Source organism: Ignavibacteriales bacterium (assembly GCA_016700155.1).
Classification (GTDB): Bacteria; Bacteroidota; Ignavibacteria; order Ignavibacteriales; family Ignavibacteriaceae.
Genome location: CP065001.1, coordinates 3,942,130 through 3,965,839, shown reverse-complemented (window position 1 = coordinate 3,965,839; position 23,710 = coordinate 3,942,130). Strand labels below are relative to the sequence as shown.

24 protein-coding genes and 1 tRNA gene are annotated in these 23,710 nt (G+C 36.0%); 9 read left to right on the top strand and 16 right to left on the bottom strand.

Annotated features, from left to right (window positions below):
* Positions 1–8 precede the first annotated feature (8 nt).
* Complete coding sequence (locus IPM56_16700; protein QQS35859.1) at positions 9–368, bottom strand: MmcQ/YjbR family DNA-binding protein; 360 nt, start codon at positions 366–368, stop codon at positions 9–11.
* A gap of 7 nt (positions 369–375) precedes the next feature.
* On the bottom strand, positions 376–1,146 hold the full coding sequence (locus IPM56_16695; protein ID QQS35858.1) for an FKBP-type peptidyl-prolyl cis-trans isomerase: 771 nt from the start codon (positions 1,144–1,146) through the stop codon (positions 376–378).
* A gap of 140 nt (positions 1,147–1,286) precedes the next feature.
* Here IPM56_16695 and IPM56_16690 point away from each other — a divergent pair, with 140 nt between their 5' ends.
* Both IPM56_16690 and IPM56_16685 read left to right on the top strand, forming a co-directional pair.
* Positions 1,287–2,612 (top strand): adenylate/guanylate cyclase domain-containing protein, encoded by a 1,326-nt coding sequence (locus tag IPM56_16690; protein ID QQS35857.1) that lies wholly within the window; start codon positions 1,287–1,289, stop codon positions 2,610–2,612.
* A 16-nt stretch (positions 2,613–2,628) separates the two neighbouring features.
* Positions 2,629–4,101 (top strand): peptidase M64, encoded by a 1,473-nt coding sequence (locus tag IPM56_16685; protein ID QQS35856.1) that lies wholly within the window; start codon positions 2,629–2,631, stop codon positions 4,099–4,101.
* Positions 4,102–4,303: 202 nt separating this feature from the next.
* Here IPM56_16685 and IPM56_16680 read toward each other — a convergent pair whose 3' ends face one another.
* Both IPM56_16680 and IPM56_16675 read right to left on the bottom strand, forming a co-directional pair.
* Complete coding sequence (locus IPM56_16680) at positions 4,304–5,194, bottom strand: T9SS type A sorting domain-containing protein (GenBank protein QQS35855.1); 891 nt, start codon at positions 5,192–5,194, stop codon at positions 4,304–4,306.
* Positions 5,195–5,405: 211 nt separating this feature from the next.
* Complete coding sequence (locus IPM56_16675) at positions 5,406–7,382, bottom strand: PBP1A family penicillin-binding protein (GenBank protein QQS35854.1); 1,977 nt, start codon at positions 7,380–7,382, stop codon at positions 5,406–5,408.
* Between the two features lie 78 nt (positions 7,383–7,460).
* Here IPM56_16675 and IPM56_16670 point away from each other — a divergent pair, with 78 nt between their 5' ends.
* From IPM56_16670 to IPM56_16660, 3 genes are all read left to right on the top strand, one after another.
* Complete coding sequence (locus IPM56_16670; protein QQS35853.1) at positions 7,461–8,417, top strand: lytic transglycosylase domain-containing protein; 957 nt, start codon at positions 7,461–7,463, stop codon at positions 8,415–8,417.
* A gap of 137 nt (positions 8,418–8,554) precedes the next feature.
* On the top strand, positions 8,555–9,916 hold the full coding sequence (locus tag IPM56_16665) for a TraB/GumN family protein (GenBank protein QQS35852.1): 1,362 nt from the start codon (positions 8,555–8,557) through the stop codon (positions 9,914–9,916).
* Positions 9,917–10,143: 227 nt separating this feature from the next.
* Positions 10,144–11,082 carry an alpha/beta fold hydrolase gene (locus IPM56_16660; protein QQS35851.1) on the top strand — a complete coding sequence of 313 codons (939 nt, stop codon included), beginning with the start codon at positions 10,144–10,146 and terminating at the stop codon, positions 11,080–11,082.
* A gap of 74 nt (positions 11,083–11,156) precedes the next feature.
* Here the strand turns inward: IPM56_16660 and IPM56_16655 are convergent, their stop codons facing one another.
* The 5 genes from IPM56_16655 to IPM56_16635 all read right to left on the bottom strand — a co-directional run bounded on the left by IPM56_16655 (position 11,157) and on the right by IPM56_16635 (position 15,331).
* On the bottom strand, positions 11,157–11,558 hold the full coding sequence (locus IPM56_16655; GenBank protein QQS35850.1) for a HEAT repeat domain-containing protein: 402 nt from the start codon (positions 11,556–11,558) through the stop codon (positions 11,157–11,159).
* Between the two features lie 173 nt (positions 11,559–11,731).
* Positions 11,732–12,130 (bottom strand): hypothetical protein, encoded by a 399-nt coding sequence (locus tag IPM56_16650; protein QQS35849.1) that lies wholly within the window; start codon positions 12,128–12,130, stop codon positions 11,732–11,734.
* A 142-nt stretch (positions 12,131–12,272) separates the two neighbouring features.
* A complete protein-coding gene (locus tag IPM56_16645; GenBank protein ID QQS35848.1) occupies positions 12,273–12,926 on the bottom strand; it encodes a hypothetical protein in 654 nt (217 codons plus the stop codon).
* A 33-nt stretch (positions 12,927–12,959) separates the two neighbouring features.
* The gene (locus IPM56_16640; GenBank protein ID QQS35847.1) at positions 12,960–14,411 is read right to left on the bottom strand and encodes an ATP-dependent DNA helicase RecQ; all 1,452 of its coding nucleotides are present in this window, start codon (positions 14,409–14,411) and stop codon (positions 12,960–12,962) included.
* Positions 14,412–14,419: 8 nt separating this feature from the next.
* Complete coding sequence (locus IPM56_16635; GenBank protein QQS35846.1) at positions 14,420–15,331, bottom strand: glycosyltransferase family 2 protein; 912 nt, start codon at positions 15,329–15,331, stop codon at positions 14,420–14,422.
* Positions 15,332–15,569: 238 nt separating this feature from the next.
* Between IPM56_16635 and IPM56_16630 the strand changes: the two genes are divergently transcribed.
* Positions 15,570–16,226: a hypothetical protein gene (locus tag IPM56_16630; protein ID QQS35845.1), complete on the top strand. Its 657-nt coding sequence runs from the start codon at positions 15,570–15,572 to the stop codon at positions 16,224–16,226.
* A 94-nt stretch (positions 16,227–16,320) separates the two neighbouring features.
* Entirely contained in the window at positions 16,321–16,989 is a 669-nt protein-coding gene (locus tag IPM56_16625) for a hypothetical protein (GenBank protein QQS35844.1), read from the top strand.
* A 29-nt stretch (positions 16,990–17,018) separates the two neighbouring features.
* On the opposite strand, the gene IPM56_16620 is transcribed toward IPM56_16625, so the two are convergent.
* Positions 17,019–17,091 (bottom strand) — tRNA-Lys (locus IPM56_16620).
* 99 nt (positions 17,092–17,190) lie between these two features.
* Between IPM56_16620 and IPM56_16615 the strand changes: the two genes are divergently transcribed.
* Both IPM56_16615 and IPM56_16610 read left to right on the top strand, forming a co-directional pair.
* On the top strand, positions 17,191–17,457 hold the full coding sequence (locus tag IPM56_16615; GenBank protein QQS35843.1) for a SemiSWEET transporter: 267 nt from the start codon (positions 17,191–17,193) through the stop codon (positions 17,455–17,457).
* 176 nt (positions 17,458–17,633) lie between these two features.
* Positions 17,634–19,673, top strand: a complete 2,040-nt coding sequence (locus IPM56_16610; GenBank protein QQS35842.1) for a cellulase family glycosylhydrolase — start codon at positions 17,634–17,636, stop codon at positions 19,671–19,673.
* A 50-nt stretch (positions 19,674–19,723) separates the two neighbouring features.
* Here IPM56_16610 and IPM56_16605 read toward each other — a convergent pair whose 3' ends face one another.
* From IPM56_16605 to IPM56_16580, 6 genes are all read right to left on the bottom strand, one after another.
* Complete coding sequence (locus IPM56_16605; GenBank protein QQS35841.1) at positions 19,724–20,149, bottom strand: DUF1801 domain-containing protein; 426 nt, start codon at positions 20,147–20,149, stop codon at positions 19,724–19,726.
* A 13-nt stretch (positions 20,150–20,162) separates the two neighbouring features.
* On the bottom strand, positions 20,163–20,603 hold the full coding sequence (locus tag IPM56_16600; protein ID QQS35840.1) for an SRPBCC family protein: 441 nt from the start codon (positions 20,601–20,603) through the stop codon (positions 20,163–20,165).
* A gap of 21 nt (positions 20,604–20,624) precedes the next feature.
* The gene (locus IPM56_16595; protein QQS35839.1) at positions 20,625–21,170 is read right to left on the bottom strand and encodes a dihydrofolate reductase; all 546 of its coding nucleotides are present in this window, start codon (positions 21,168–21,170) and stop codon (positions 20,625–20,627) included.
* Positions 21,171–21,291: 121 nt separating this feature from the next.
* A complete protein-coding gene (locus IPM56_16590) occupies positions 21,292–22,329 on the bottom strand; it encodes a bifunctional transcriptional activator/DNA repair protein Ada (GenBank protein ID QQS35838.1) in 1,038 nt (345 codons plus the stop codon).
* A gap of 67 nt (positions 22,330–22,396) precedes the next feature.
* Positions 22,397–23,248, bottom strand: a complete 852-nt coding sequence (locus IPM56_16585; protein ID QQS35837.1) for a pirin family protein — start codon at positions 23,246–23,248, stop codon at positions 22,397–22,399.
* 4 nt (positions 23,249–23,252) lie between these two features.
* The gene (locus tag IPM56_16580; GenBank protein ID QQS35836.1) at positions 23,253–23,660 is read right to left on the bottom strand and encodes a DUF3788 family protein; all 408 of its coding nucleotides are present in this window, start codon (positions 23,658–23,660) and stop codon (positions 23,253–23,255) included.
* Between the last annotated feature and the right edge of the window lie 50 nt (positions 23,661–23,710).

Below are 23,710 nucleotides of genomic sequence, written 5' to 3'. Positions count from 1 at the left end.
GTTAAAATTTATTCTTGACCCGGTTTCAGTTTTTCCCGGTCGGCTTTTTTTAGCGATGCAACAATCAGATCATAAGAATCATCAATCCATTTATATATTTCTTTAACCGGAACTGATCCATCAAGGATTATTGTGTTCCAGTGTTTTTTATTCATATGATAACCGGGAATTACAGCCTCATATTTTTCTCTTGCCTCAACTGCATTTTCCGGATCAAACTTTAGATTCATCCGCAAAGGGAATTCGTCAGTGCTGACCAGCACAAAAATTTTAACGACTTTAAATACAAGAGTCACTTCATCGAAAGGGAAGTGTTCTGTTACTCCAACTTTTTTAAGACAGTATTTTCTTATTGATTCAAGGTCCATCTGATGCTTATTTCTCACTCAGCTTTTGAATCATAAGTTTTGCGTTTGTGTTTTCAGGGTTAAGCTCAAGCGATTTTTCATAACACTTTACCGCTTCATCTAATTTTTCTGAATGCATATATGCTTCACCAAGACTATCATACACGTTAGATGATTCCGGAAATAGTTCAGCATTAAATTCAAATATCTTTATTGCTTCTTCCATCATTTGAACTCTCATCAGCCTGTAACCAAGAGTGTTTAACTGACTTTCTTTGAAATTATAATCATCGGGATTACTCTTTTTAAGTTCGTCGTATTTTTCGATTGCCTTTTCAACACTTTCATTTAAAACAATTTCTTCAAGCACCGGGTAAATAGGAGTTTTGGGATCGGAAAGTCCTACAAGCTCCACATCAAATATTAATGTTGAGTTCGGCGGAATAACATCTCCGGAGCCTCTTTCGCCATAGGCAAGGTTTGCGGGAATTATCAGTTTCATTTTATCACCGATGCTCATCAATGAAATGCCCTCATCCCAGCCTTTAATTACCATACCTTTACCGAGTATAAATTCGATAGGTTCTTTTCTCGGTATGGATGAATCGAAAATTGTTCCATTAAGCAGATAACCTGTATAATGAACAGCGGCTTCTTTTCCGGTAACTGCTTTTTCTCCTGAACCTTTTTCAATGATGATATATTTAAGTCCGCTTGCAGTTGTAATTGTGTCTGACTGTGCAATGACTGTTAAGCTGAAAACTATTATCGAAACAACAGTGAGAAAAAATGATTTCACAAAAACCTCTGAAAAAGTTAAGAAAGATTTTTACTTCACAATAATAAGTTATGGTTTAGAGAATTGAAATTCATTTATCAATATTTATTGTACATTAACTTTATGCTTCATTAAATTTACCGCAGTTAAAAAATTACCAGATGAATATCAAAAACATTTTAAAAAGAAAATTCGATGAACAAAAACAGCTGTTAGAAAGCAGTTTTGCGCGTGATGTTCTCATCAGTGAAAAAAAACGCGTAAATCTGCTGTTGTTCATATTTGGCATTCTATGGGTAATACTTTCATTATTATTCTGGTTGTATAAGGAAGAATATATCCGGCTGTTCGGTGCTTATAAATTCTTTAATATTATTTCAATAACGTTCGGTATTTTTTTTCTTTATGAGTTGATGCTTCGGGCGGTAATCTCATACCGGATAAGAATAAATAAAAAACTTCCCGAGCCTGTAAGGTACGGCAATACTTTTGTCGAGATAAGTATGCCTACGGTTATTATGATAATTCTTTCCGCTTCACTTGATCCGTATCTTATTATAAACGGACCTTCACCGTTTGCGTATCTTCCGTTCATTATTCTTTCCGCGTTAAGGCTGAATTTTAAGTTATCGGTTTTTACAGGACTGCTTGCTGCAACAGAATATCTTGCGTTGTGTTATTATATAAAATCAAATTATCCTGTTCCTTCTGAATTTTCAGTACTGAATTCAAATATGTTGTATATCGTTAAAGGAATTTTTCTTTTAATAAGCGGATTAGCATCAGGGTTTATCACTCTTCAGATACGGCGCGGTATTTTTAACTCAATGCGTTATATCGAAGAAAGTAACCGGATAAAAAATGTTCTTGGTCAGCAGGTATCGCAGGCCGTAGTTGATGAGCTGCTTGATACAAAAGCTGATTATGCAAACGGTGTGGAAAGAAATGTGTGTGTGATGTTCCTCGATATCCGGAACTTTACTCCGACAGTTGAAAAAAAATCACCCGAAGAAATTGTTGCTTACCTTAACACGATCTTCGGATTTATGATTGATATAATTAATAAGTACAACGGCATAATCAACCAGTTTGTCGGCGATGGTTTTATGGCTACATTCGGCGCGCCTGTTTCAAAGGGAAATGATTGTCAATACGCTGTCGATGCCGCGGTGGAAATTATCCGGATGTTAGATGAAGAATCCCGTAAAGGAAAAATAATTCCTACTCGTGTTGGAATCGGAATTCACACGGGCGATGCAGTTACCGGGAATGTGGGTTCATCTTTACGCAAGCAGTATTCAATTACAGGGAATGTTGTTATACTTGCGTCACGAATCGAACAGTTGAATAAACAGTTTAACTCACAGTTATTAATTTCTAAAGAAGTGCTTAACAGGATTTTTGTAAACGGATATAAAGTAGTATCACTCGGCGCTCATTCCGTGAAAGGAAGAGAAGAACCGGTTGAAATTTTCCAGCTTGTTTAAGTTTAAGGAGGATCAGATGTTCAAAAATATTTTATTCGCATTTTTATTTTTTCAATTATCAATAACTCCAAAGGATGTTATGAAGTTTGAAGATTATTTTCATGATAAAACTCTCCGCATCGATTACCTTCACATCGGTAGTAACAATGAAGAGATCATCACCATTGACAGGTTTTACACTTATGATAAATGGAACAGAAATAAGAAAAACTTAGTTGACAATTTTAATAACGGCAGATATTACTTCAAGATTTACGATTTAGAATCAGGTACGCTGATTTATTCCAAAGGATTTGATAGTTACTTCGGTGAATATAAAACCGGTGATGATGGACTGAACGGAATTAAAAAAGCATATCACGAATCAGCGATAATCCCTCATCCGAAAAACAAATTCAGGTTTGTTGTTGAAAACAGGCTGCGTGATAATTCAATGAAGGAGATCTATTCAGCTAAAATTGATCCTGATGATATGAACATAGTCAGGGAAACAACGAATGATCCTTCTGTGCTTGTTGTAAAAAGTTTATTCAGCGGAAATCCTGAAAACAAAGTTGATGTTGTGATCCTTGGTGACGGATACACTTCATCAGAACAAGCGAAGTTTAAATCCGACCTTGAAAAATTCACGAATACTTTTTTCAAACTTGAGCCATATGCACGGCACAAAAACAAGTTTAATGTGTATGGAGTGCTTAAACCTTCCGTTGATAGCGGAACCGATCTGCCGATGCATAATATTTTTAAGAACACTGTTCTGAACACAACATTCAACTCGCTCGGCTCGGAAAGATATTTACTGACTGAAGACAACAAAACAATGCGCGACCTTGCTGCTTATGTTCCTTATGATGCTATTTATATAATGGTCAATCACGACCGTTACGGCGGCGGCGGGATTTATAACCTGTTTTGCACTTTCACATCAGACAATCAGTTCCAGGATTATTTATTTCTTCATGAATTCGGGCATTCATTTGCAGGATTAGCAGATGAGTATTACACATCGGATGTGGCGTATAATGAATTTTACCCTGATGGCGTTGAACCTGTTGAACCGAACATCACCCGTTTGATGGATCCGGAAAATATTAAATGGAAAAATCTGACAGCGGAAAACATTGAACTGCCGACACCATGGGAAAAAGTTAATTTTGATAAGATGGATCTCGAGTGGCAGGCGGAACGAAGAGCGATCAATAATAAAATTGCAGAACTTACGAGAAACCGCGCGGATGAAAAAGTAATTGCGGAACTTCGCACAGAGTATGATAAAAAAGACCGCGAACATTCAGAGGTTGTTGATAAATACTTAAAGTCGAGTAAGTTCTATGGAAAAGTCGGCGCTTATGAGGGCGCGGGTTATGCGTCAAAAGGATTGTACAGATCAATGCTTGATTGCATAATGTTTTCCAAAGGAACAAAACCCTTCTGCAAAGTTTGCGAGGCAGCGATAGAGAAGGTTATTAATTTTTATGCGGAAGAGTGAGAAGAAATATTTAGTGATTCTCACTTTGTGTTCTTTGTGAAAAACATTGATGATTACATTCTGCTTTGTGCTCTTAGTGGTAAAAAAAACAGAAACCACAAAGAGCACGAAGTTGTATTCTGAAAAACTTTCTTTTCACAAAGTACACCAGGAAAATTATTTTGACTGTATTCCCACAGGGATTTCTTATTAAGTGATTACATCACTTAATCAGCAACATCTTACGGTTTTGTACTTGCCCGTTAACTCTCAATGAATAAATGTAAATCCCGCTCGGCAGATCAGCCGCATTAAAATGGACTGAGTAATTTCCTGGTGATTTAGATTCATTAACAAGTGTTACAACTTCCTCACCAAGCATATCAAAAACTTTTAATTGCACAAAATCAGTTTCGGGAATACTGAAACTGATTGTTGTATTTGGGTTGAATGGGTTGGGGTAATTTTGGTGAAGAATAAATTTATCTAGGGAAGTTAGATTTTGATCGATGGAAGTTATTATGCCTAATGTATCGCCATTAATTATACAACCTTGCAAAACTCTAACTGGACCACCGCCTTCTTCATCAAACTGCGATATTTCACCTATTCCGTATGCAAGTATAAATGTGTACCGAGGCCAGGACTGTTGAGTAATAATTGTGTCTGACTGATAATCGTAAAAAGTTATTTCTTTAAAGGTAGTGTTTACACCAAATATCTGACCATTATATTGATTCCGACACAATGCTAATTTGTATGTCATTCCAATTCCTAAATCTAGTGAATCTACAATCCAAATAGCTCCACTATCACAATTAAGTTTATAGTAATACCAGCTCAGTTGAAATGGAGTATAATAAACCACTTGATTCAGCGTATCAAGTTTGTAAGTAGCATAGTCAGGAAAAAAACCATCGTATGTGTAAAACAGATGACGAAATCCTTCGTTATCTACAGAATCTTTGAAGAGATGTTCTGTTGCGCCCCATATACCGCTATACTGCCAAATGTTACCAACAGAAGATGGAAAGAAGTTTTTTGGATCAATTGTTTGAGCGTTCATCAATGTACAAACCAATAATGTACATATAAGTAATATCATAATTCGCATATCAAAACTCCTTTAGGTGAAAGAAGAACTACACTCCAAGGAACAGTTGAGAAGTTGATCCGAAAAACTGCCCAACACCCAATCATCCCCAAAATAAAATGAACTAAACTTACAACTAACCTATAAAGCCAAACTGTTATAGTCAAAGTATTTTTTATTTCTCTGTGGTTCACTTTTTCGTCTCCGTGGTTCTCCGTGAAATCTTTCTCCCTCACCACGCATAATGAATATCAAAATACTCTTTCTCTTTTGAGTGAATGTGACATTCAAATACCGGAAGTGAAATATTAACAGGGAAGTAACCGACATTCACGCAATCCTCAACAGCACGCTCACCTGAATCAATGCACAACATTCTGTAATCAACTGATGAAGGCATTGGAAATACATCTCCGAAAAACCCGGGAACACTTTTAGAAATGTCATTCATCATTCGTGCCCAGACGGGGGCGCACGCAGAACCGCCGTATTGAAATCCACCTGAAAGTTTTTTTTGCGGATCATCATAACCTATCCACACGGCAGTTGATAAATGCGGATTGTAACCCACAAACCATGCATCGGTTGAGTTTTGTGTTGTTCCGGTTTTTCCTGCTGCTGTTCCCTTATAATATTTTCTTACTGATGTTGCTGTTCCGCTGTCAACAACTGTTTCCATCATTGTTGTTAAAAGATATGCTGTGGCGGAATCGGTAACGGTCTGAATTTCATTTTTAGTTTCATAGACGATCCTGCCGTTCTTATCCTCGATCTTCTTTATCGCGAACGGTTCAACATAATTTCCATAAGCAGCAAACACCGCAAATGATGATGCCATATCAAGCGGGTTTACTTCACTTGTTCCAAGCGCAAGTGATGGGAAAGATTTTAAAAATGATTTTATCCCCATCCTGTTTGCAAATTCAATCACGGAATCAGGTGAAGTTAATTCCGTTATTGCGTGTGCTGCTGAAAGATTAACAGAATGCTGCACCGCTGTAATCATCGGGAGTTTAATTCCAGAAAAAGAATTATCAGAATTAGTCGGTCGCCATTCATAGCTTTTTCCTGAATCAACAACCAGCGGTGAATCAATGAGTGGCGTTTCAATTGTAAAACCATCTTCAAGCATCTCTCCATATAAAAAAGGTTTAAAAGCAGAACCCGGCTGACGAAGAATTTGTGTCGCGCGGTTGAATCCTTTACTGTCGCTGTCTGGATTTCCGCCTATCATCGTTTTTATTTCACCCGTATTTGGTTCAACAGAAACTAATCCGATTTGTGCGCTTTTCATTTTTTCGGGGAATTGATTCCACTGCCATATAACCGCATCTTCAGCAGCTTTTTGAAATTCATAATTGAGTGTTGTTGTAATTTTCAGTTCATCTTTGTTGAGAGATAATCCAAGCTGAGATAAAATTTTTGATGCTTCGATTCTTACATATTCAACAAAATGTCCCGCAATGTTTTCATTCATTATAAGATTCAAAGGCTCTTTTTTTAGTTTGTTGAATTCACGCTCCGATATTTTTTCAACTTCAACAAGATTATATAAAACTTCATTTCTTCTTTTCAACATTTTATCAGGACGCTTCAGCGGATCATATCCGTTTGGCGATTGAAGCAAACCCACAAGCGCGGCACTTTCTGTTATGCTTAACTGATCGGGAGTTTTACTGTAGTAAGTTTCTGCAGCAGCCCAGATGCCGTAAGCATTATGTCCGAAGAACACTGTGTTGAGGTATAAAAGCAATAACTCATCTTTTGTGTATTTCGATTCAAGCTGATATGCAATATCAATCTCGCTTAGCTTACGTGAGATTGTTCTTTCATTTGTTAAGAATAAATTTCTTGCAAGCTGCATTGTAAGAGTCGAACCGCCTTGTGTGTTGCCCGTTATCGTTTGCCACAGACCTCTTACCAATCCTTTAATTGAAACACCATCATGATTATAAAAGTCACGGTCTTCTGTAGCTATCAATGACCACAAAACATATTTTGAAACGTAACCCGTGCTTCTGGCATCAACTCGTTTTTTCTCGCCGTAATAACCAAGAACTTTTCCGTCGGATGATAATACATAGGATGAATAATCCAAATTGATAGGGGGAAGTTCCTGCGCAATCAGTATTTGATTCAGGAAAAGAACAAGAGCGAAAATAATTTTCTTATAATTTTTCAAAGTCATTTTGTTGTGATGTGAATTCATTACTCACTTGTGTTATATTTAGACGTGAACAAAATCAAAATTTCCTATCAGAATATTAAAAAATTTTTGAAGGTTAGCATGACAATAGGTAACAGACACAAATATTATTACATACTCACCGGGTTTATTTTAGCAGGCGGTTTGTATTATCTTCTTAACACTTTTGTTTTTGTAAACGGAGTTAAGGCTGATGGAAAAGTCAATGATGATTTTCCGCAGGGATATAAAATTATCTCTCCATATATGCCTGCGCAAATGGAATTTGCAGGAGAGAATGTTCCGCTGAATAATTATGAAGTTAAAGAAAGACTCGACCGCGAACTTTTGGTGAACACTTACTGGCATTCATTCACACTCTTATCAATTAAAAGAGCGAACAGGTGGTTCCCGGTAATCGAGCCGATATTAATAAGAAATAATATTCCGGATGATTTTAAATATGTCGCATTGATTGAAAGCGGACTTGCAAATGTTATCTCACCAGCAGGTGCAACAGGTTTCTGGCAGTTCCTTGAAAAGACAGCAAAGGAATACGGTCTTACCGTGAACAAGGAAGTGGATGAAAGATATCACGTTGAAAAATCAACTGAAGCTGCGTGCAGGTATTTGCAGAAAGCTTATGATCTTTTCGGAAGCTGGACAGTGGCTGCTGCTTCATACAATATGGGCATTGACGGAGTTGCCAAACAGCTTGAACGGCAGCGCACAAAAAATTATTACAATCTTGTTCTTGGTGAAGAAACATCGCGGTATATGGCAAGGATATTATCTGTGAAGTTGATACTTACAAATCCCAAACGATATGGTTATGAACTGAAGGATGAAGATTTATATCCGCCTTTACAAACCAAAGATATGCTTGTTGATTCATCGATAAATGATCTTGCTTTGTTCGCGATTAACAACGGGTACAATTATAAAATATTAAAAATGTATAACCCGTGGCTCAGAGATGTTACGCTTACAAACAAAAACAGAGTTCAATATTATTTTAAATTTCCTGAAGAGGGAAGTATTGAAATGATAAAAGAGTAAGATTAAGAAAAAGAATAAGATGGGGGTGGAGATATTTTCGGAATTCTTAACGGGTATTTGAGAATTATATTTTCTAATTTTGCTGCAGAGCTAAAACAAAATAGGGTAATTCAATTTAGTCACATCAAAATATTCACATGAAAAACATACATACAAAATCTGTCCTGCCTGGTATAATATTTTTATTCATTTCAATAAACCTTTTTCCACAGAACTATGATGAAAGTCTTTTGTGGGAAATTTCAGATAATGGTTTAACGAAACCATCCTACCTGTACGGTACAATTCACGTTCAGGATAAAAGAGTGTTTGAGCTGCATGATTCAGTTGTAATTGCAATCGAAAACTGCGATGCATTTGCAGGCGAGTTGAATATGGACTCGGTCTATTTACAGGTTATGAATTATTTGGCAGAAATAAAATATACAGGTAAAAGCTTAGAGGAATTATTAACAAAAGAAGAATATGAAAAGCTGAATAAAAAATCCGAGAAAATTCTGGGGCTGCCTCTGAATGAAATTCCTATCAAAGATCCCAGAATAATAACCATTGCATTAGAGGACGGGGAACTAAACGAAGATTTTGATTTCACGTTAGATGAATACCTATACAGAATTGCCAAATACAACAAACTGAAAATTACATCAGTTGAAACACTTGAGGATCAGCTTAATGTATTAAACTCAATGACAGAAGAAATAATTAGAGAGTCGTTATTAAAAATAATTAATGATGAATCAACAGACATTGAAGAGCTTATTATTGCTTACAGTAGAAATGATTTAAAACTCATAAACGAAATGATGACCGGGTGGGATGAAGATTTTCCCGAACTCGCAAATGTGATTTTATACGACCGGAATATTAAAATGGCTGAAGAGATCAATAATCTGGTTAAGCGCCAAACTGTGTTTATTGCAATCGGGGCGGGACATCTTTCCGGCGAGAGAGGAGTAATTTCTTTATTAGCCGAAGATGGATTTAAGTTGAGACCTGTATTCAGCAGCAACACAGAAGTAAGCGATAAATATTCTGTTGAAAGTATGGAACTGCTCTGGCAGATTTATTCTCCTTCAACAGGAGAGTTTGAAATTGAGATGCCGGGGACTCCATTTCCAATTCCGTTTCCAGTCGTTGATCCTGATGTAAAAATAGAATCCGGTATGTGTTTAGATATTGCGGAAAAAAGTGTGTTCATTGCGATCAAGTATGAAACTTTGTCAGATATTAATGAAAAAGCAGACAGTATCTTGCAGGATATTCTCGGATGGATCACGGTTAATACCGATTCACTAAAAATAGAATCAATTGTATCGGTAGATGGGAGTGCCGGTAAACAAATTCAAACCGAAATAAACGGGATGAACGCTCTTGTTAATTACTACGTTGTTGATAAAAAAATTTTGATGTTCATTGCCTCTGTTCCGGATGATTCAGCAGGAAAGAAAAATGCTGAAAGATTTTTTAGATCATTCAGGTTGAAAAAAAATAATCACTAATTCAATTATCATTCTAAACTAATGCTGATTCATATAATAATCGATGAAATACTTGATCCAATCTTCTTTACAATAGGAGTATTGTTTTTAAGAGTCATAACCATTGGCAGATTTCCCGGCGAAAAAATCAAAGAAAAATATAAACTCTTATTCGTTGTTTTGGGATTAATAGTAAGTGTTGTTGTCTTATACTTAGTTTATACATTCTTTTTTAAATCCTGAATTCCTTGAAGAAGTTTATTAAAATATTTTCGATTGCATTAATCATTATCTCGATCGCAATATATTTTATAATTGATTATGCTGTTGAGAATGTGTTGCCATACTCTATTATTCGACCGTCAAGAGTTACAGCCGATGACATCAGAAAATTTAATGACGGAGTTGTACTACCATCTGACCTTAATCTTAAATATGAACAATTTGATATCACAGTTGAAGATACATTAAAGCTTAAGGGTTGGTTTATCCATTCGCAAATCCAACCAGCTACCGGTACAATATTTTTACTTCATGGAATCGGAAACTCAAAATCCGTAATGCTTCGCACATCAAAAATGTTAGTTGAACAAGGATTTAATTGTGTTGTTTATGATTCAAGAGCAAATGGAGAAAGCGGGGGATTGAACTGCACGTTTGGTTACTACGAGAAAAAAGATCTCTCAGCTTATATAGATTCAGCAATAGTTCTTTTTAGTGGATCGGGTCCATTCGCAGTTTTCGGAACTTCACTCGGTGCTGCCGTCGCAATTCAGGCAATGTCAGAAGATCATAGAATTGTTTGTGGAATTGCTCAAAGCCCATTCGGATCGCTTCGCGAAATTGTCAGAGATTATTTTTCCAGAGTCATTGTTTTGAGTATTAATTCTATTCCAGATAATTCATTAAATAAAGCTGAAGTTATTGCTCATTTTTCTGCAGATAGTGTACAGCCGCTTCTTTCTGCTTCTAAAATCACTCAACCAACAATGATTGTACATGGTTTAAATGATAGTCATATCAAACCTGAATATGGAAAGCAGATTTATGAGAACTTACGGTCACCTGTCAAAATCTGGTACCCAATTGAGCAAGCTGGTCATAATGATGTTTCTGCTATAGGTGGTCAGATATATAACCGTGAAATAATTTCATTTTTTAAAAAGTATCTGACAGAAGGGCTTTAAAACCCAAACACCCTGCTTCGCTTCAGGGTGTCAGGTCTTACGCTGTCTAACTATAAGGAGGAAAGGAAAATCTTTTATTTGTTAACTATGGCTAAACTCATTCGTCTTACATAAACATCTTCATCATTTACGGAAAGTTTTTTTAGAGCTTTAAGAGCTTCTTCACTTCCTATTTCATTTAATGCAAGTGCTATCAACACCCTGTTATTCGGATCTTTTTCGGTTGATAATATTTCTGTAAGGTCATCAACTACTTCGGCAACTTTATACTTTCCTGCAAGGTAAACGGCACTTCGTCTAAGTCCTTCATTTTCAGAGTTGATAGCAACTTCAAGGTTCTTTAGCATGTTTTCACTTATCTCTTTTTTAACAACTTTATCACCTTGAGCTGTAAGATTAACGCTTAGTGCAAGCATTAATACTCCGGTTAATAAAACCAGGTTTCTTTTTGCGGTAGTCAATAATCTGTTTTTCATTTTAGTCTCCGTTAATTTGTTGTAAGCTTAGTTAAAAGCTCTGATGTAAATCTACAGGATAGTGTTGCAATGAGTGTCATTCTAAGGTAACAGATTGTAAAAAATTGTCATGCAAGAAAGGGAAGTCTTAAATATTAAATCACACCCCTTGAGAAAGAGGCGTGATGTTGAAATTACTTACTTAGAATTGCCAAGCAGATGCGCCTTAAATATTCACTCTCATCATTTTCCGCCATTTTACTTACAGCGATTCGTCCTTGCTCATCACCAATATTGTAAAGGGCAAATGCGATCAACGCTTTAAGCTCCGGGCTTGTTTCTGTACTAAGCCTTTCAAAAAGAAGTGATGATGCTTCCTGAATCCTTTCATCGGCAGAAAAAAGAACTGCGGTTTCAGCAAGTTTTAGGTTATTGAAGTTTTGTGCAATGCTCGCAGATTTAATTGCCCGGTTATCTGGTTTGGCAGAAACACTTTTTGAAACCTGGGCAGAAACAGTTGAAAAAAATGCAAAAAGTAACAAAACAAGGCAGATCTGTAAATAAAAATTTGCCTGCAATTTAAATCTGTTCATGTTATACCTCCTTTAAAAAGTGAATCAGAAATTGCTGGCTGGAACATAATCTGTTGAGTAAGATTACTTGTCACAAAATCGTCTAAGAAATGTCAAAACATAATTGCGGGCTAATTTTAAGTCAGTTATTCAGCCTGATTTTTTATTGCGACAGCTTAATAACATTTCCGGTTTGAGTATTCAGCCATAGAACCAAAGAACCTGAGGATGAATGGAAATTGACAATCCAGTCAGCTGAATTACTGATACTTGTTGTGTCGATGGATTTACTCGGCAGTAAAAGCAAATCAATCTTGGTATCCGAATGTTGATCCATAAAAACTGACCCGCCGTATTGCATTGCCGTATCAATCACCGCAGGACTGTCCATATAATCTACAGAATCATCAATGCTGACAGAAGCTAATGTGCCGAGTGCGGCACTAACAATATTTTTTGCAGTAGTGTCACTTATAAATGAAAGTATTGTAATGAAGTTTATCGGGGACTTAACTGGTCCAGCACCAAATACCGGGACATAAAATTCATTTGACTGGTTTATGCTGGATTGAACAATGTAAACGAATGCATTCAGCGAAACTGTATTGCGCAGATCAATCTCACCATTTATGTCAACACCTTTTCCATATATAGCCGATAGTCTTGCATCCGCGGCAAAAGTAGTGCGGGCTGCTGTGATCACTTCACTGATTGGTTCTTTAGCGGTTATTGTGCTGTCAAATAATTCTTCAATATCATCTTCATTACATGAAAGGAACAGGATCGAAGTGACAATGAGTAAATATATTTTCTTCATAACATTACCTTTTATAATTTTTACCCGGTTTTATTAATTCACATTTTCAACATCACTGCAGTTATCACAGTTACCACACTTATCAGAATTAAAACCAAAATAGCCTGAAATAAATCTTCTTCTGCATTCCTGCTGTTTAAAATACTGAACCATTGAGTAAAGTTTTTTATTATCGCTTAGTAGTTTTGCTTTCAGTCTTTCCTCATCTAAAAGTTCATCTGGTAAATCAGAGATAATTGAAAGATTATTATTTTCAATTGCACCTTCAGTAACTCCATACCTGTCCATCATATTAAGTGCAGTTTCTATCCGGAAGTCATTCCTGTTTTTATAATGCATTTGTTCACGGATAGAATCAATGCCCGAAGCATTCACCATTTGAATATCACGTTTCAACAGATCATATAAAGCAGAATAAAAATTTGAATCAGGATTTGACCATTTTATAAAATCCATTTGAATGGCAAGATCATCCTGGTTATAAAGAAGCATACATATTGAATCTTTTCCATCTCTTCCGGCTCTGCCGATTTCCTGGTAATATGATTCAACTGAAGACGGCACTTCATTGTGAATGACGAAACGAATATCAGGTTTATCTATTCCCATCCCAAATGCGTTAGTTGCGAGAATAAGAGAATCACTTGTTAAAAATTTGCGCTGGTTTTGTTTTCGTTCTTTGTCTGAAAGTTTACCGTGATAAACAAGGTGTTTAAAACCTTTATCGTCGAGTTTCTCTGAATATTTTTCGAGTGTCTGTATTAATGAAAAATAAATTATACCCGCGCCTTTATAATTATTCAGTACTGATACTATTTCATTCATCTTTTCTTTTTCATCAAATACATCTCTTACTTCAAGGCGAAGATTTGGTCTGTCGATTCCCTGGTGAAAAACCTCAATTTCGCTTTCAGCTAAATGAAGTTTTTTAACGATGTCCTTCTGAACATCCTTAGTTGCAGTTGCCGTTAGAGCAATTGTTAAAGGATTACCAAGCAGATCTCGGAACTCACCGATACGTGAGTAATCAGGACGAAAATCATGTCCCCATTCAGAGATACAATGAGCTTCATCAACAGCGAGAAGGGAAATTTTCTTTTTACTGATTCGTTCTGCAAAATCTTTTTTACGAAATCTTTCCGGAGTTACATAAAGAAGTTTCAGTTTATCATTCAAAAAATCTTTTAGCCGTGATTCTCTTTCCTCAGCAGATAATGTTGAATTGATAAAAGCTGCAGGAATATTTTTTTTGCGGAGTGCATCAACCTGGTCCTGCATAAGTGCAATTAATGGGCTGATAACAATTGTTCCGCCTTCAAACATTAATGCGGGAACCTGGTAGCATAAAGATTTTCCGCTTCCGGTGGGCATTAAAACAAGCGAATGTTTTTTTTCATCAACAATCCGGTTAATTACTTTCTCCTGCACGCCTCTGAAAGAATCATAACCGAAATATTTTTTAAGAGTTGAAAGTTTAGCCGACATAGCAAATATTATTCAATAATAACTGATTGTTTAACACCTGTTAGCTTTAGTTTTATTTTCCGAATTACGTTCGCGATAATCATCGGTAAACCTGAAAAGAAAAGTTCCGCAGCAAGCAGGTAGTGATTGTTGTTTAACATAGACAAAGCCCAGCCGTAAAACGGCCCGCCAATTGAAGCCATTCTTTCAAACTTACGAGAAGAGCCGCCCGGATATTCACCATTTATTTCTGCCGACTTTAACCGCTGCACACCATTAATGATCAATTGAAGATTGTGAATCGAATTGGTTTCATGCAAACGGTAAAGTACAGTGTAAGGGTGTTCAACAAGAATCATTGATCCGTAAGTACAGGTACGCATTAAAAAATTATGATCATCAATGTGAAATGTATTCGGAGTGCTGTTCCTTAATCCTCCCGCATCAAAAAATACTTTTTTCTTAACAACGATTATACTGCTTGAACTCCAGTTCTTCCTGTCTTTCTTCAGATAGTCATCATACACAACGACTTCAATTGGAGTTTTGATTTTGTTCAATGACATCAATTCATTTTCATTCCTGTACGCAAAAAGTTTACCGAGTAAGATTCCCGGCTGATTAAACCTTGAAATAATTTTAGCATAAGTTTCAAGAGTCCAATCAAGCAGAAGGTCATCACTGTCTAAAAAAACAAAATATCCGCCTTTAGCATTTGCTGCAGCAAGATTGCGTGCAACCTCAGGACCCGAATTATTTTGCTGAAGCAGAATTATTTTATCGCCGTAACCTTTAAGCACTTCAAGAGAATCATCACTTGATCCGTCATCAACAACAATGATTTCAAAATCTTTAAAAGATTGGTTCAACACGGAGTCGATAGTTTCGGTAATTAATTTTCCCCTGTTGTAAACAGGAATAAGTAAGCTGAATAAAGGCATTTTTATTGAATAAATATTCGTGATTTGAAGTTCAAAATAATTTAGAAGCGGGTAAAATCATAGCAGGAAAAGTATAATTGGTGTCGCAATTTCAATTATTGTCACCTGAATTCATTTCAGATCCTCTCCCTGATGGATTCTTAAAAAAATCTGAATGACAATAAGATTTATTTCTTTCCGAAATATATTGAGCAAATAAACTACTATATTTACTGAAGAATTTTAAGAATGGGGTTATATGAAAAAGAATTGTGCTGTTATCGTAATTGTAATTTTACTTTTCTTTTCAGATTTAAGTCTTGCCCAAATATCATTCAAAGCCGGAACTTTCTTTGATACAAAATTAACTGAACAGACTATTGCAAAAGTTTATCCAATCAAGTATGAATTTAATCTGGGTCTGATTTTAGGGTTGGATGTTTTTTTCATTTCTCAAAAAGATTTTAGTATGTATTCCGGAGTCGAGCTACGTATTCGAAGTACAACATTTGGTATGCCTGAAGGTCACGACATTAATGGTAAAATGGTGTATTCGGGTTACGATGTGTATGACTATATGCTAGGCATTCCATTTGTATTTGAATATGCTTTCCCGTTAGCAGAAAAAATTAAAATTATTCCGTTATTAGGATTTGATTTCAGATTTACCTGGAATCAGGATATGATACATTTTAGTCGAGGGGGAAGTATAGAGAACATTGAGTATTTACCATACTATATGGATGATGCGATATTATCCGCGTCTGGTAGAGCCGGGGTAAAGCTTACATATAGCAGGTTCTTTCTTGAGTTTAATGTAACCCCGGAAATTTCAGAGTATCCAATTGAGCATGTGGGTCAATATTCATTTATGTCATTTAATATAATGGCGGGAATTAGCGGAAAAGAGTTCTAAGAAAATAATATAGTAATAAGATTTATTTCTTCCCGAAATATATTGAGCAAACAAACTACTATATTTACTGAAGAATTTTTAATAATGGGGTTATATGAAAAAGAATTGTGCTGTTATCGTTATCGTAATTGTAATTGTAATTGTAATTTTACTTTTCTTTTCAGATTTAAGTCTTGCCCAAGTATCATTCAAAGCCGGAACTTTCTTTGATACAAAATTAACTGAACAAACCTTAAATATTTATCCGATCGTATATGAATCCAGATTAGGGTTAATACTCGGGCTTGAAATTTATCTGATGTCTGGGGACGAATTAAGTTCTTATTCGGGCATTGAACTACGAGTAAAGAATGCTACAATCAATATTCCAGAAGGTCACGATATTAATGGTAAAATGGTTTATTCGGGTTACGATATTTTCGATTTAATTTTAGGAGTTCCTTTTGTATTCCAATATTCATTTCCATTAAATGAAAAATTAAAAATAATTCCATTGTTAGGATTTGATATTAGATATACGATAGGTGAGAATAATATTTATTTTATTGGAAAAGGAAGTGTAGAAAACATTCAACGCTCACCATGGTATATGGATGAATTGTTATTTTCCGTGACAGTTAAAGCAGGTTTAAAGTTGATGCTAAACAAATGCTTCTTTGAATTTAATGTAACTCCTGAATTAAACAAATACCCTAGAGAGCACGTAGGCAAATTTTCTTTTATGTCTTATAATTTTTTAATCGGAATCAAAGGACCGGGCTAGACAAAACCTTAAATAGTTAAAGCATTTCGTGCACCCAGCCGGGCTCGAACCGGCGACCTGCTGATTAAGAGTCAGATGCTCTACCAACTGAGCTATGGGTGCGGGGCAAAATTACGGATTTTGATTTCATCGAGCAAATAAATCTATTCTTGTTAAATAGTTTCTTCTTATTTTTACTCAATTTTTTATTAAGGATTTTTAATGAGTTCCGATTTTATCTTCGGCTATCTGGCTGCCTTCTGTACAACCGCATCTTTTGTTCCGCAGGCTTTTAAAGTTTTCAAAACCAGAAAGACTTCTGATATCTCTATCGGAATGTTTTTATTAATGACGCTCGGTGTGTTAAGCTGGCTGATATACGGGTTAATTCTGCTTTCCCCTCCAATCATTGCCGCAAATTCGATTACACTTCTGCTTTCACTTTACATTCTTTTAATGAAGTTCAGGCTTGACTATCTAAAAAAGTGAAGATCATTTAGCGGCTTCTCACATTTATCATTTTAATAACACCTGATTATTAAAATTGAAAAAGATAATCCTGATATTATTCTCGAATCTGTGATTAAGCGTTAAAAATTAACACACCAAACCGGATTGATTTTTGCAGCCTTCCGGCAGAATTAATTATTAATAACGAGTTACGAATGAAATCTGGTTACAACGTTTCAATAAAGTTTTTAGTTTTTGCTATTCTCATTTTCACTCTGATTCTTGCTTTCACCGGGTCATCTTACCCGCAGGGTTTTCTTAAAGCCTCAGGCAAAAAAATTGTTAAAGGTAATGGCGATGAAATTCTTCTCCGCGGAATTGGACTTGGCGGATGGCTTGTACCTGAAGGCTATATGCTTCAGACAAGCGGATTTGCAAATTCACCTACGCAGATAAGAAATAAAATCAAAGCATTAATTGGTGAAGCTAATGCAGAAACTTTCTGGGATCTATACTACGCAAACTATGTTAACCGTCTTGATATTAACCGCATTAAAGAATGGGGATTCAATTCAATAAGACTGCCTATGCATTATGATCTGCTTACCGAACGCAATCAACCGTATGTTTACATCGAAGAAGGGTTCGCGCAGATTGATTCATTATTAAGTTGGTGCGAAGCTAATCAACTTTATCTTATTCTTGATTTACATTGTGCCCCCGGAGGACAGAATGCAGAGAACATAAGTGATTACGATCCTGCATATCCATCACTATGGGAAAGTGATTTAAACAAACAACGGACAATCGCTTTATGGAAAAAACTCGCCGAACGTTACGTGAACAAAGAATGGATCGGCGGTTATGATCTTATAAATGAAACAGCATGGGACCTTGGAACGAATAATGTTCCTCTCAGACAATTATTCATTGATATCACAACAGCAATCCGTGAAGTAGATACAAATCATATTGTGTTTATCGAAGGCAACTGGTTCGCAACTGATTTCAGCGGACTTACGCCGCCCTGGGACAATAACATGGTTTACAGTTTTCACAAATACTGGAATGAAAATTCTCCAAGTGCGATTGGGTATTTATTGAATATCAGAAATACACATAATGTTCCATTGTGGCTTGGCGAGTCGGGTGAAAATTCAAATCAATGGTTCAGTGACTGTATAAGTCTTATGGAAGCAAACAACATCGGGTGGGCGTGGTGGCCGCATAAAAAGATTGGTTCTATTGCCGATCCGCTTTCAGCAATAAAAACAAACGACTATAATTATTTACTTCGATACTGGAACGGACAGGTTTCTCAGCCAACTCTCCAATTTTCTGTTAATGCGTTAAATACTCAGGCGCAAAAACTACATATAAGCCAGTGTGTATATCAGAAGGATGTCATTGATGCAATTTTCCGCCTGCCTCATTCAAGTGCTAATCTAAAATTTGCCGATAATATAGTTCCGGGTATAATCAACGCGGTTGATTATGATATGGGTAGAAACAATTCGGCATATAGTGATGTTGATTATCATAATATACAGGGTAACGGGGGACCAGCTTATAACAGCGGATGGTCGTACCGCAATGACGGTGTTGATATAGAAGCGTCAAGTCATCCGTTCTCTAACGGTTTTAATATTGCATTCATACAGACCGGTGAATATGTAAACTATACCATTGATGTTCAGCAGTCAGGATTATATGATATAAATATTGAATATGCCGCAAACCAATCAGGCGGAAACATGCTGTTGCGTATGGATGGAAATAATATAACAAACCCACTGTCACTGCCTGTAACAGGTGGCTGGCAGAACTGGAGTACTTTAGTTGTCCCGGATATCTGGCTGCCGCAGGGGACACATACATTCAGTGTTAATTTTTATTTCGGCGGATTTAATATTGCGTTTTATGAATTTGTTCTGACCGTAAGCGATGTTGAAGATGAATCAAATACAATAAACGAATTTAAACTTGAACAGAATTACCCGAATCCATTTAACCCGACTACAAAAATTCAATTTACACTTCCATCCGTAGAGACGGGGCATGCCCCGTCTCTACACGTGACGTTAAAAATTTTTGATGTATTAGGAAATGAAGTAGCAACGCTGGTTGATGGATACAAAGAAACAGGAAAACATGAAGTCAACTTTGATGCATCCGGATTAGCTTCAGGGATTTATTACTATCAGCTTAAAGCCGGTTCATTTATACAGACAAATAAAATGATGATACTGAAATAGATAACTTACTCTACTCTAAAAATAAGTGCCGGATTTTTTGTCCGGCATTTTTATTTATACTTTTTCACTGACTCTTTTGTTTGCGCAAGCCCGCGTTTGATAAGGTCTTTCAATACTTTCATATCAACATCTTCAAGTTTTTTTATGTACAAACATGACTTGCCGGTTTTATACTTGCCGAGTTTTTCCATCAGGTCTTTGTTCTTTTCAAATCCGGGCAAAATATAAAGTGTCAGACTTTGTTTGCGCGGTGAAAAGCCTGTAAGGCACATATCACCCTCGTGTCCGCTTTCGTATTTATAATGATAAGAACCAAAACCGATAATACTAGGTCCCCACATTTTTGGAGGCTGCTTTGTTATTGTTGTCATAATATCAAGTATAACAAAACTGTCTTCGCGCTGTTTTTCATCTTTAACTGAATTCAAAAATTTTTGAACGCTTGCATCATTAAGTTTTGTTTTTAATTCGTACATATTATTCCTCTTTTTATTTACCTGATTTTTCCGCGAACTCTTTAAACTGTTTCATCAGTTTGAATGACTCTTTCCTGAAAGCCCCGGGCATCAGCAAACCGAATAACTTCATCATACCGGTGAATTGAAAATCATGTTCTGTAATGTATTTTGTTTTTCCATCATTTAAAGGAACGAATTTATTTTTAACAATATTGAATACACCTTTTGCCTTGTAAGTTCCGGAAAATTCTTCTGGTAAATTTCTCACAGTCACAGTCTCAATCATTTCAATTTCCCGTTTTCCCATTTTGTATTTCAGTTTTGACTTAGCCCCCGGCTGTCCCGGTGTTCCGCTTAAATGTTCAAAACTCTCCAGACCCGGCTGCCATTCTTTCATGTTATCGGGATTATCAAAAAGTTCAATCACTTTGTTTACCGGAAGATTTATTTCAATTTCTGTTGAGTATTTCATTTAACCCTCAATATATTTTTATTATTGTTGATCACTGATTTTTCTGTAATGAAGCTGGATTAAACCGGTATCAAATTCTTTCGATCCGATTAATTTTAAATTCATTCCCGGTCTGCCGTCTCTGAAAAGCTTTATTCCGCCCCCAAGCAATACGGGAATGACGGATATAATAAATTCATCAACCAGGTTTTGTTTCAGTAAAGTATTTATTATTTCCGAACCGCCGTCTACAAAAATATTTTTTCCTTCTTCCTGTTTTAGTTTTAGAACAAGATCCCTAAGACTGTGTGTGTAAAAAATAAGTTTATCAGCCGGCTCACGCGGTGTTCGTGTAATTACATAACAGCGTTTGTCTTTATGCGGAAACTCGATACCGAAAGTTAAAACCTTGTCATAAGTTTTTCTTCCGATAATAACTGTATCAACATCTTTTATAAATTCAGAGTAGCCGTAATCTTCACCGGGCTTATCAACAATCGATAGAAAACTTATATCATCATTTTCTTTAGCAATATAACCATCCAGACTTATTGCGATATAAACAAACACTTTTCTTTCTGGTTGCATTATGATGTTCGGTTAATGTTGGTAATAAAGGCTGGTAGAAAATAGAATTAATTCAAGGTAAGTATCAAGCCGGATATCAAAAATGATCGTTCACAGAATCTTCAACAGCAATTGTATTGCTTTATTTATTTGAACGCTCAAAATCCAGGAGCCATTTCTTTCTCCATAATCCTCCGCCGTAACCTGTAAGATTTCCATCAGAACCAATAACCCTGTGGCAGGGAATTATTATTGCAATCCTGTTCATACCATTTGCGTTTGCTACTGCACGTACAGATTCCGGTTTGTTTAATGCGGTCGCTTGTTCTTTATATGATCGCGTTGTTGCATAAGGAATAGTCTGAAGTTCATTCCAGACATTATTCTGAAATTCTGTGCCCGGCGTTACAACGGGAACGGTAAACTTTTTTCTTTTCCCATCGAAATATTCTCTTAACTGCTCCTGAAGTATTTCGAAATGTTTGTTATTTCCCTGAACAATCGTTGCCCCGTATTTTTTTGAAAGGTATTTCAGTTCGGTTTCAAGCATTCTTCTGTCAGAAAATTCCAGCAGACAAATTCCGTCATCAATAGCTGCGGCAAACATTGTTCCGAGGGGAGTTTCAAGTCTTGTTATATCAATAACATTTTTGTTTTTACTTTTTACAGGGGATACACCGAAAATATTTTTGAATGAATCACCGAACCCGCTTAATGAATCATAACCTGAATCAAATGCCGCTGTTGTCACTGAATCTCCGTTCTGAATTTTTTTGAATGCTGAATTTATCCTGTAAACTCTTTGGTATGAATGAAACGTCATACCGTGATTTTTTATAAACCATCGCCTGATCTTATTTGGTTCAATGTTGCGTTTGCGGAGATCATAATCTTTAAATTTTATGGTAGGATTTTCACTCAACTCTTTCAAAATACTTTTTATGTAAGATGGAGTTTCGCCCGATTTCTCTAATGGATTACAAACTTTGCAAGGTCTGTACCCGCTGAGCATTGCATCTTTTGTTGTTTTGAAGAACTCGACATTTTCCTTTTTAGGTTTACGCGCTGTACAGGTTGGTCTGCAAAAAATTCCAGTGGTTTTAACTGCCGCAAAGAATATTCCCTCGAATGAAGAATCTTTCCTTACAAGCGCGTTATACATTGATGTGTTTGAAAGCATAATTTTTTTATTTGAAACTTAACAGGAGAGAAGCGTACTGACAACCGGAAAATTAACAACTATTTTTTTAAACCCAGTTGCCGAATTTTCCAGCCTGGTAATCTTCATAAGCCTGCTGTATTTCCTGGCGGTTGTTCATAACAAAAGGACCGTATGCAAAAATAGTTTCGTTATATGGCTTTGCATGTCCGAACAGGATTACAGAATCTTTTTTGCATTCAATAAAAATATTTTCGGAGTCATGATTAAACTCCACAAGTTCACCTTCAGATGACTGATGTTCATTTACGATTACTTCTCCGTTCACCACATAGAAGAATATGTTATGATCAACAGGAACACTTGTTTCAAGTTTTCCTCCAGACTTCATTTCAAGAATAAATATTGATACTCCCGATATTGATTCAATAACACCTTTAATATTTTTCCATTCACCTGAAACTGCCTTAACGATTGCTCTGCCTTCATCTTCACTTTTAAAAGGGATTTCATCTTTTTGTAATCCTTTATAAAACGGTTTTGCCATTCTTAGTTTTGCGGGAAGGTTAAGCCACAGTTGAAGTATTTCAAGATTGCCGCCGTTCCTTTTAAATTCTTCTGACGAAACTTCAGCGTGTATAACTCCGCTTCCAGCGGTCATCCATTGAACACCGCCTGATTTTATTATGCTGTCATGTCCGGCAGAATCTTTATGTGAAAGATCACCGTCGATAATAAATGTAACTGTTTCCATTCCCCTGTGAGGATGCGGACCAAATGGAAGTCCGGTGTTGTTTGGTTCGTATGTTTGCGGACCGTGATGGTTAAGTAAAATAAACGGATCAATTGGTGAAGTGTTTGGTGATTGAAGGGGAGAGTTCGTTCTCAATCCTTCAAACGGTACTGACTCAGCATAATGTATTTTTTTAATTGTCCGCAAAATATTATCTCATCGAAATTAATTTTTGAATGAATAAAGACACATTATCATAATCAGTTTTCGTTTTAATGATAAATCTTAAAGCATATCCTTCAGGATATTTTTTGCTGGTATTCATCTCTTCGTGAAAGAAAGATAATTCATCATCTTTCATAAAAACAGTCCGTTCATTTTCTCTTATAGTCATACTTATCATAAATTCATTTTTAAGCGGAACAAAGTAAAGCAGCGCTTTTTTCGAATCATAAATTTTTAACAGCCATCCGCTTTTATTGTAGAAGCTCCAATCTGATTTAAATGATGAAACCTGCTTAATAATTTTTTCATAGAATGAAAAAGTTTTTCCAAGTGCCTTTTTTAAACCCGCTTCATCAGGTTTAATATTTTTTTCAATGAAAGATTTTTCTTCCATCTTATTCTACCGCTGAATTATTAATTACTTGATAACTTACTTTGAGCTTG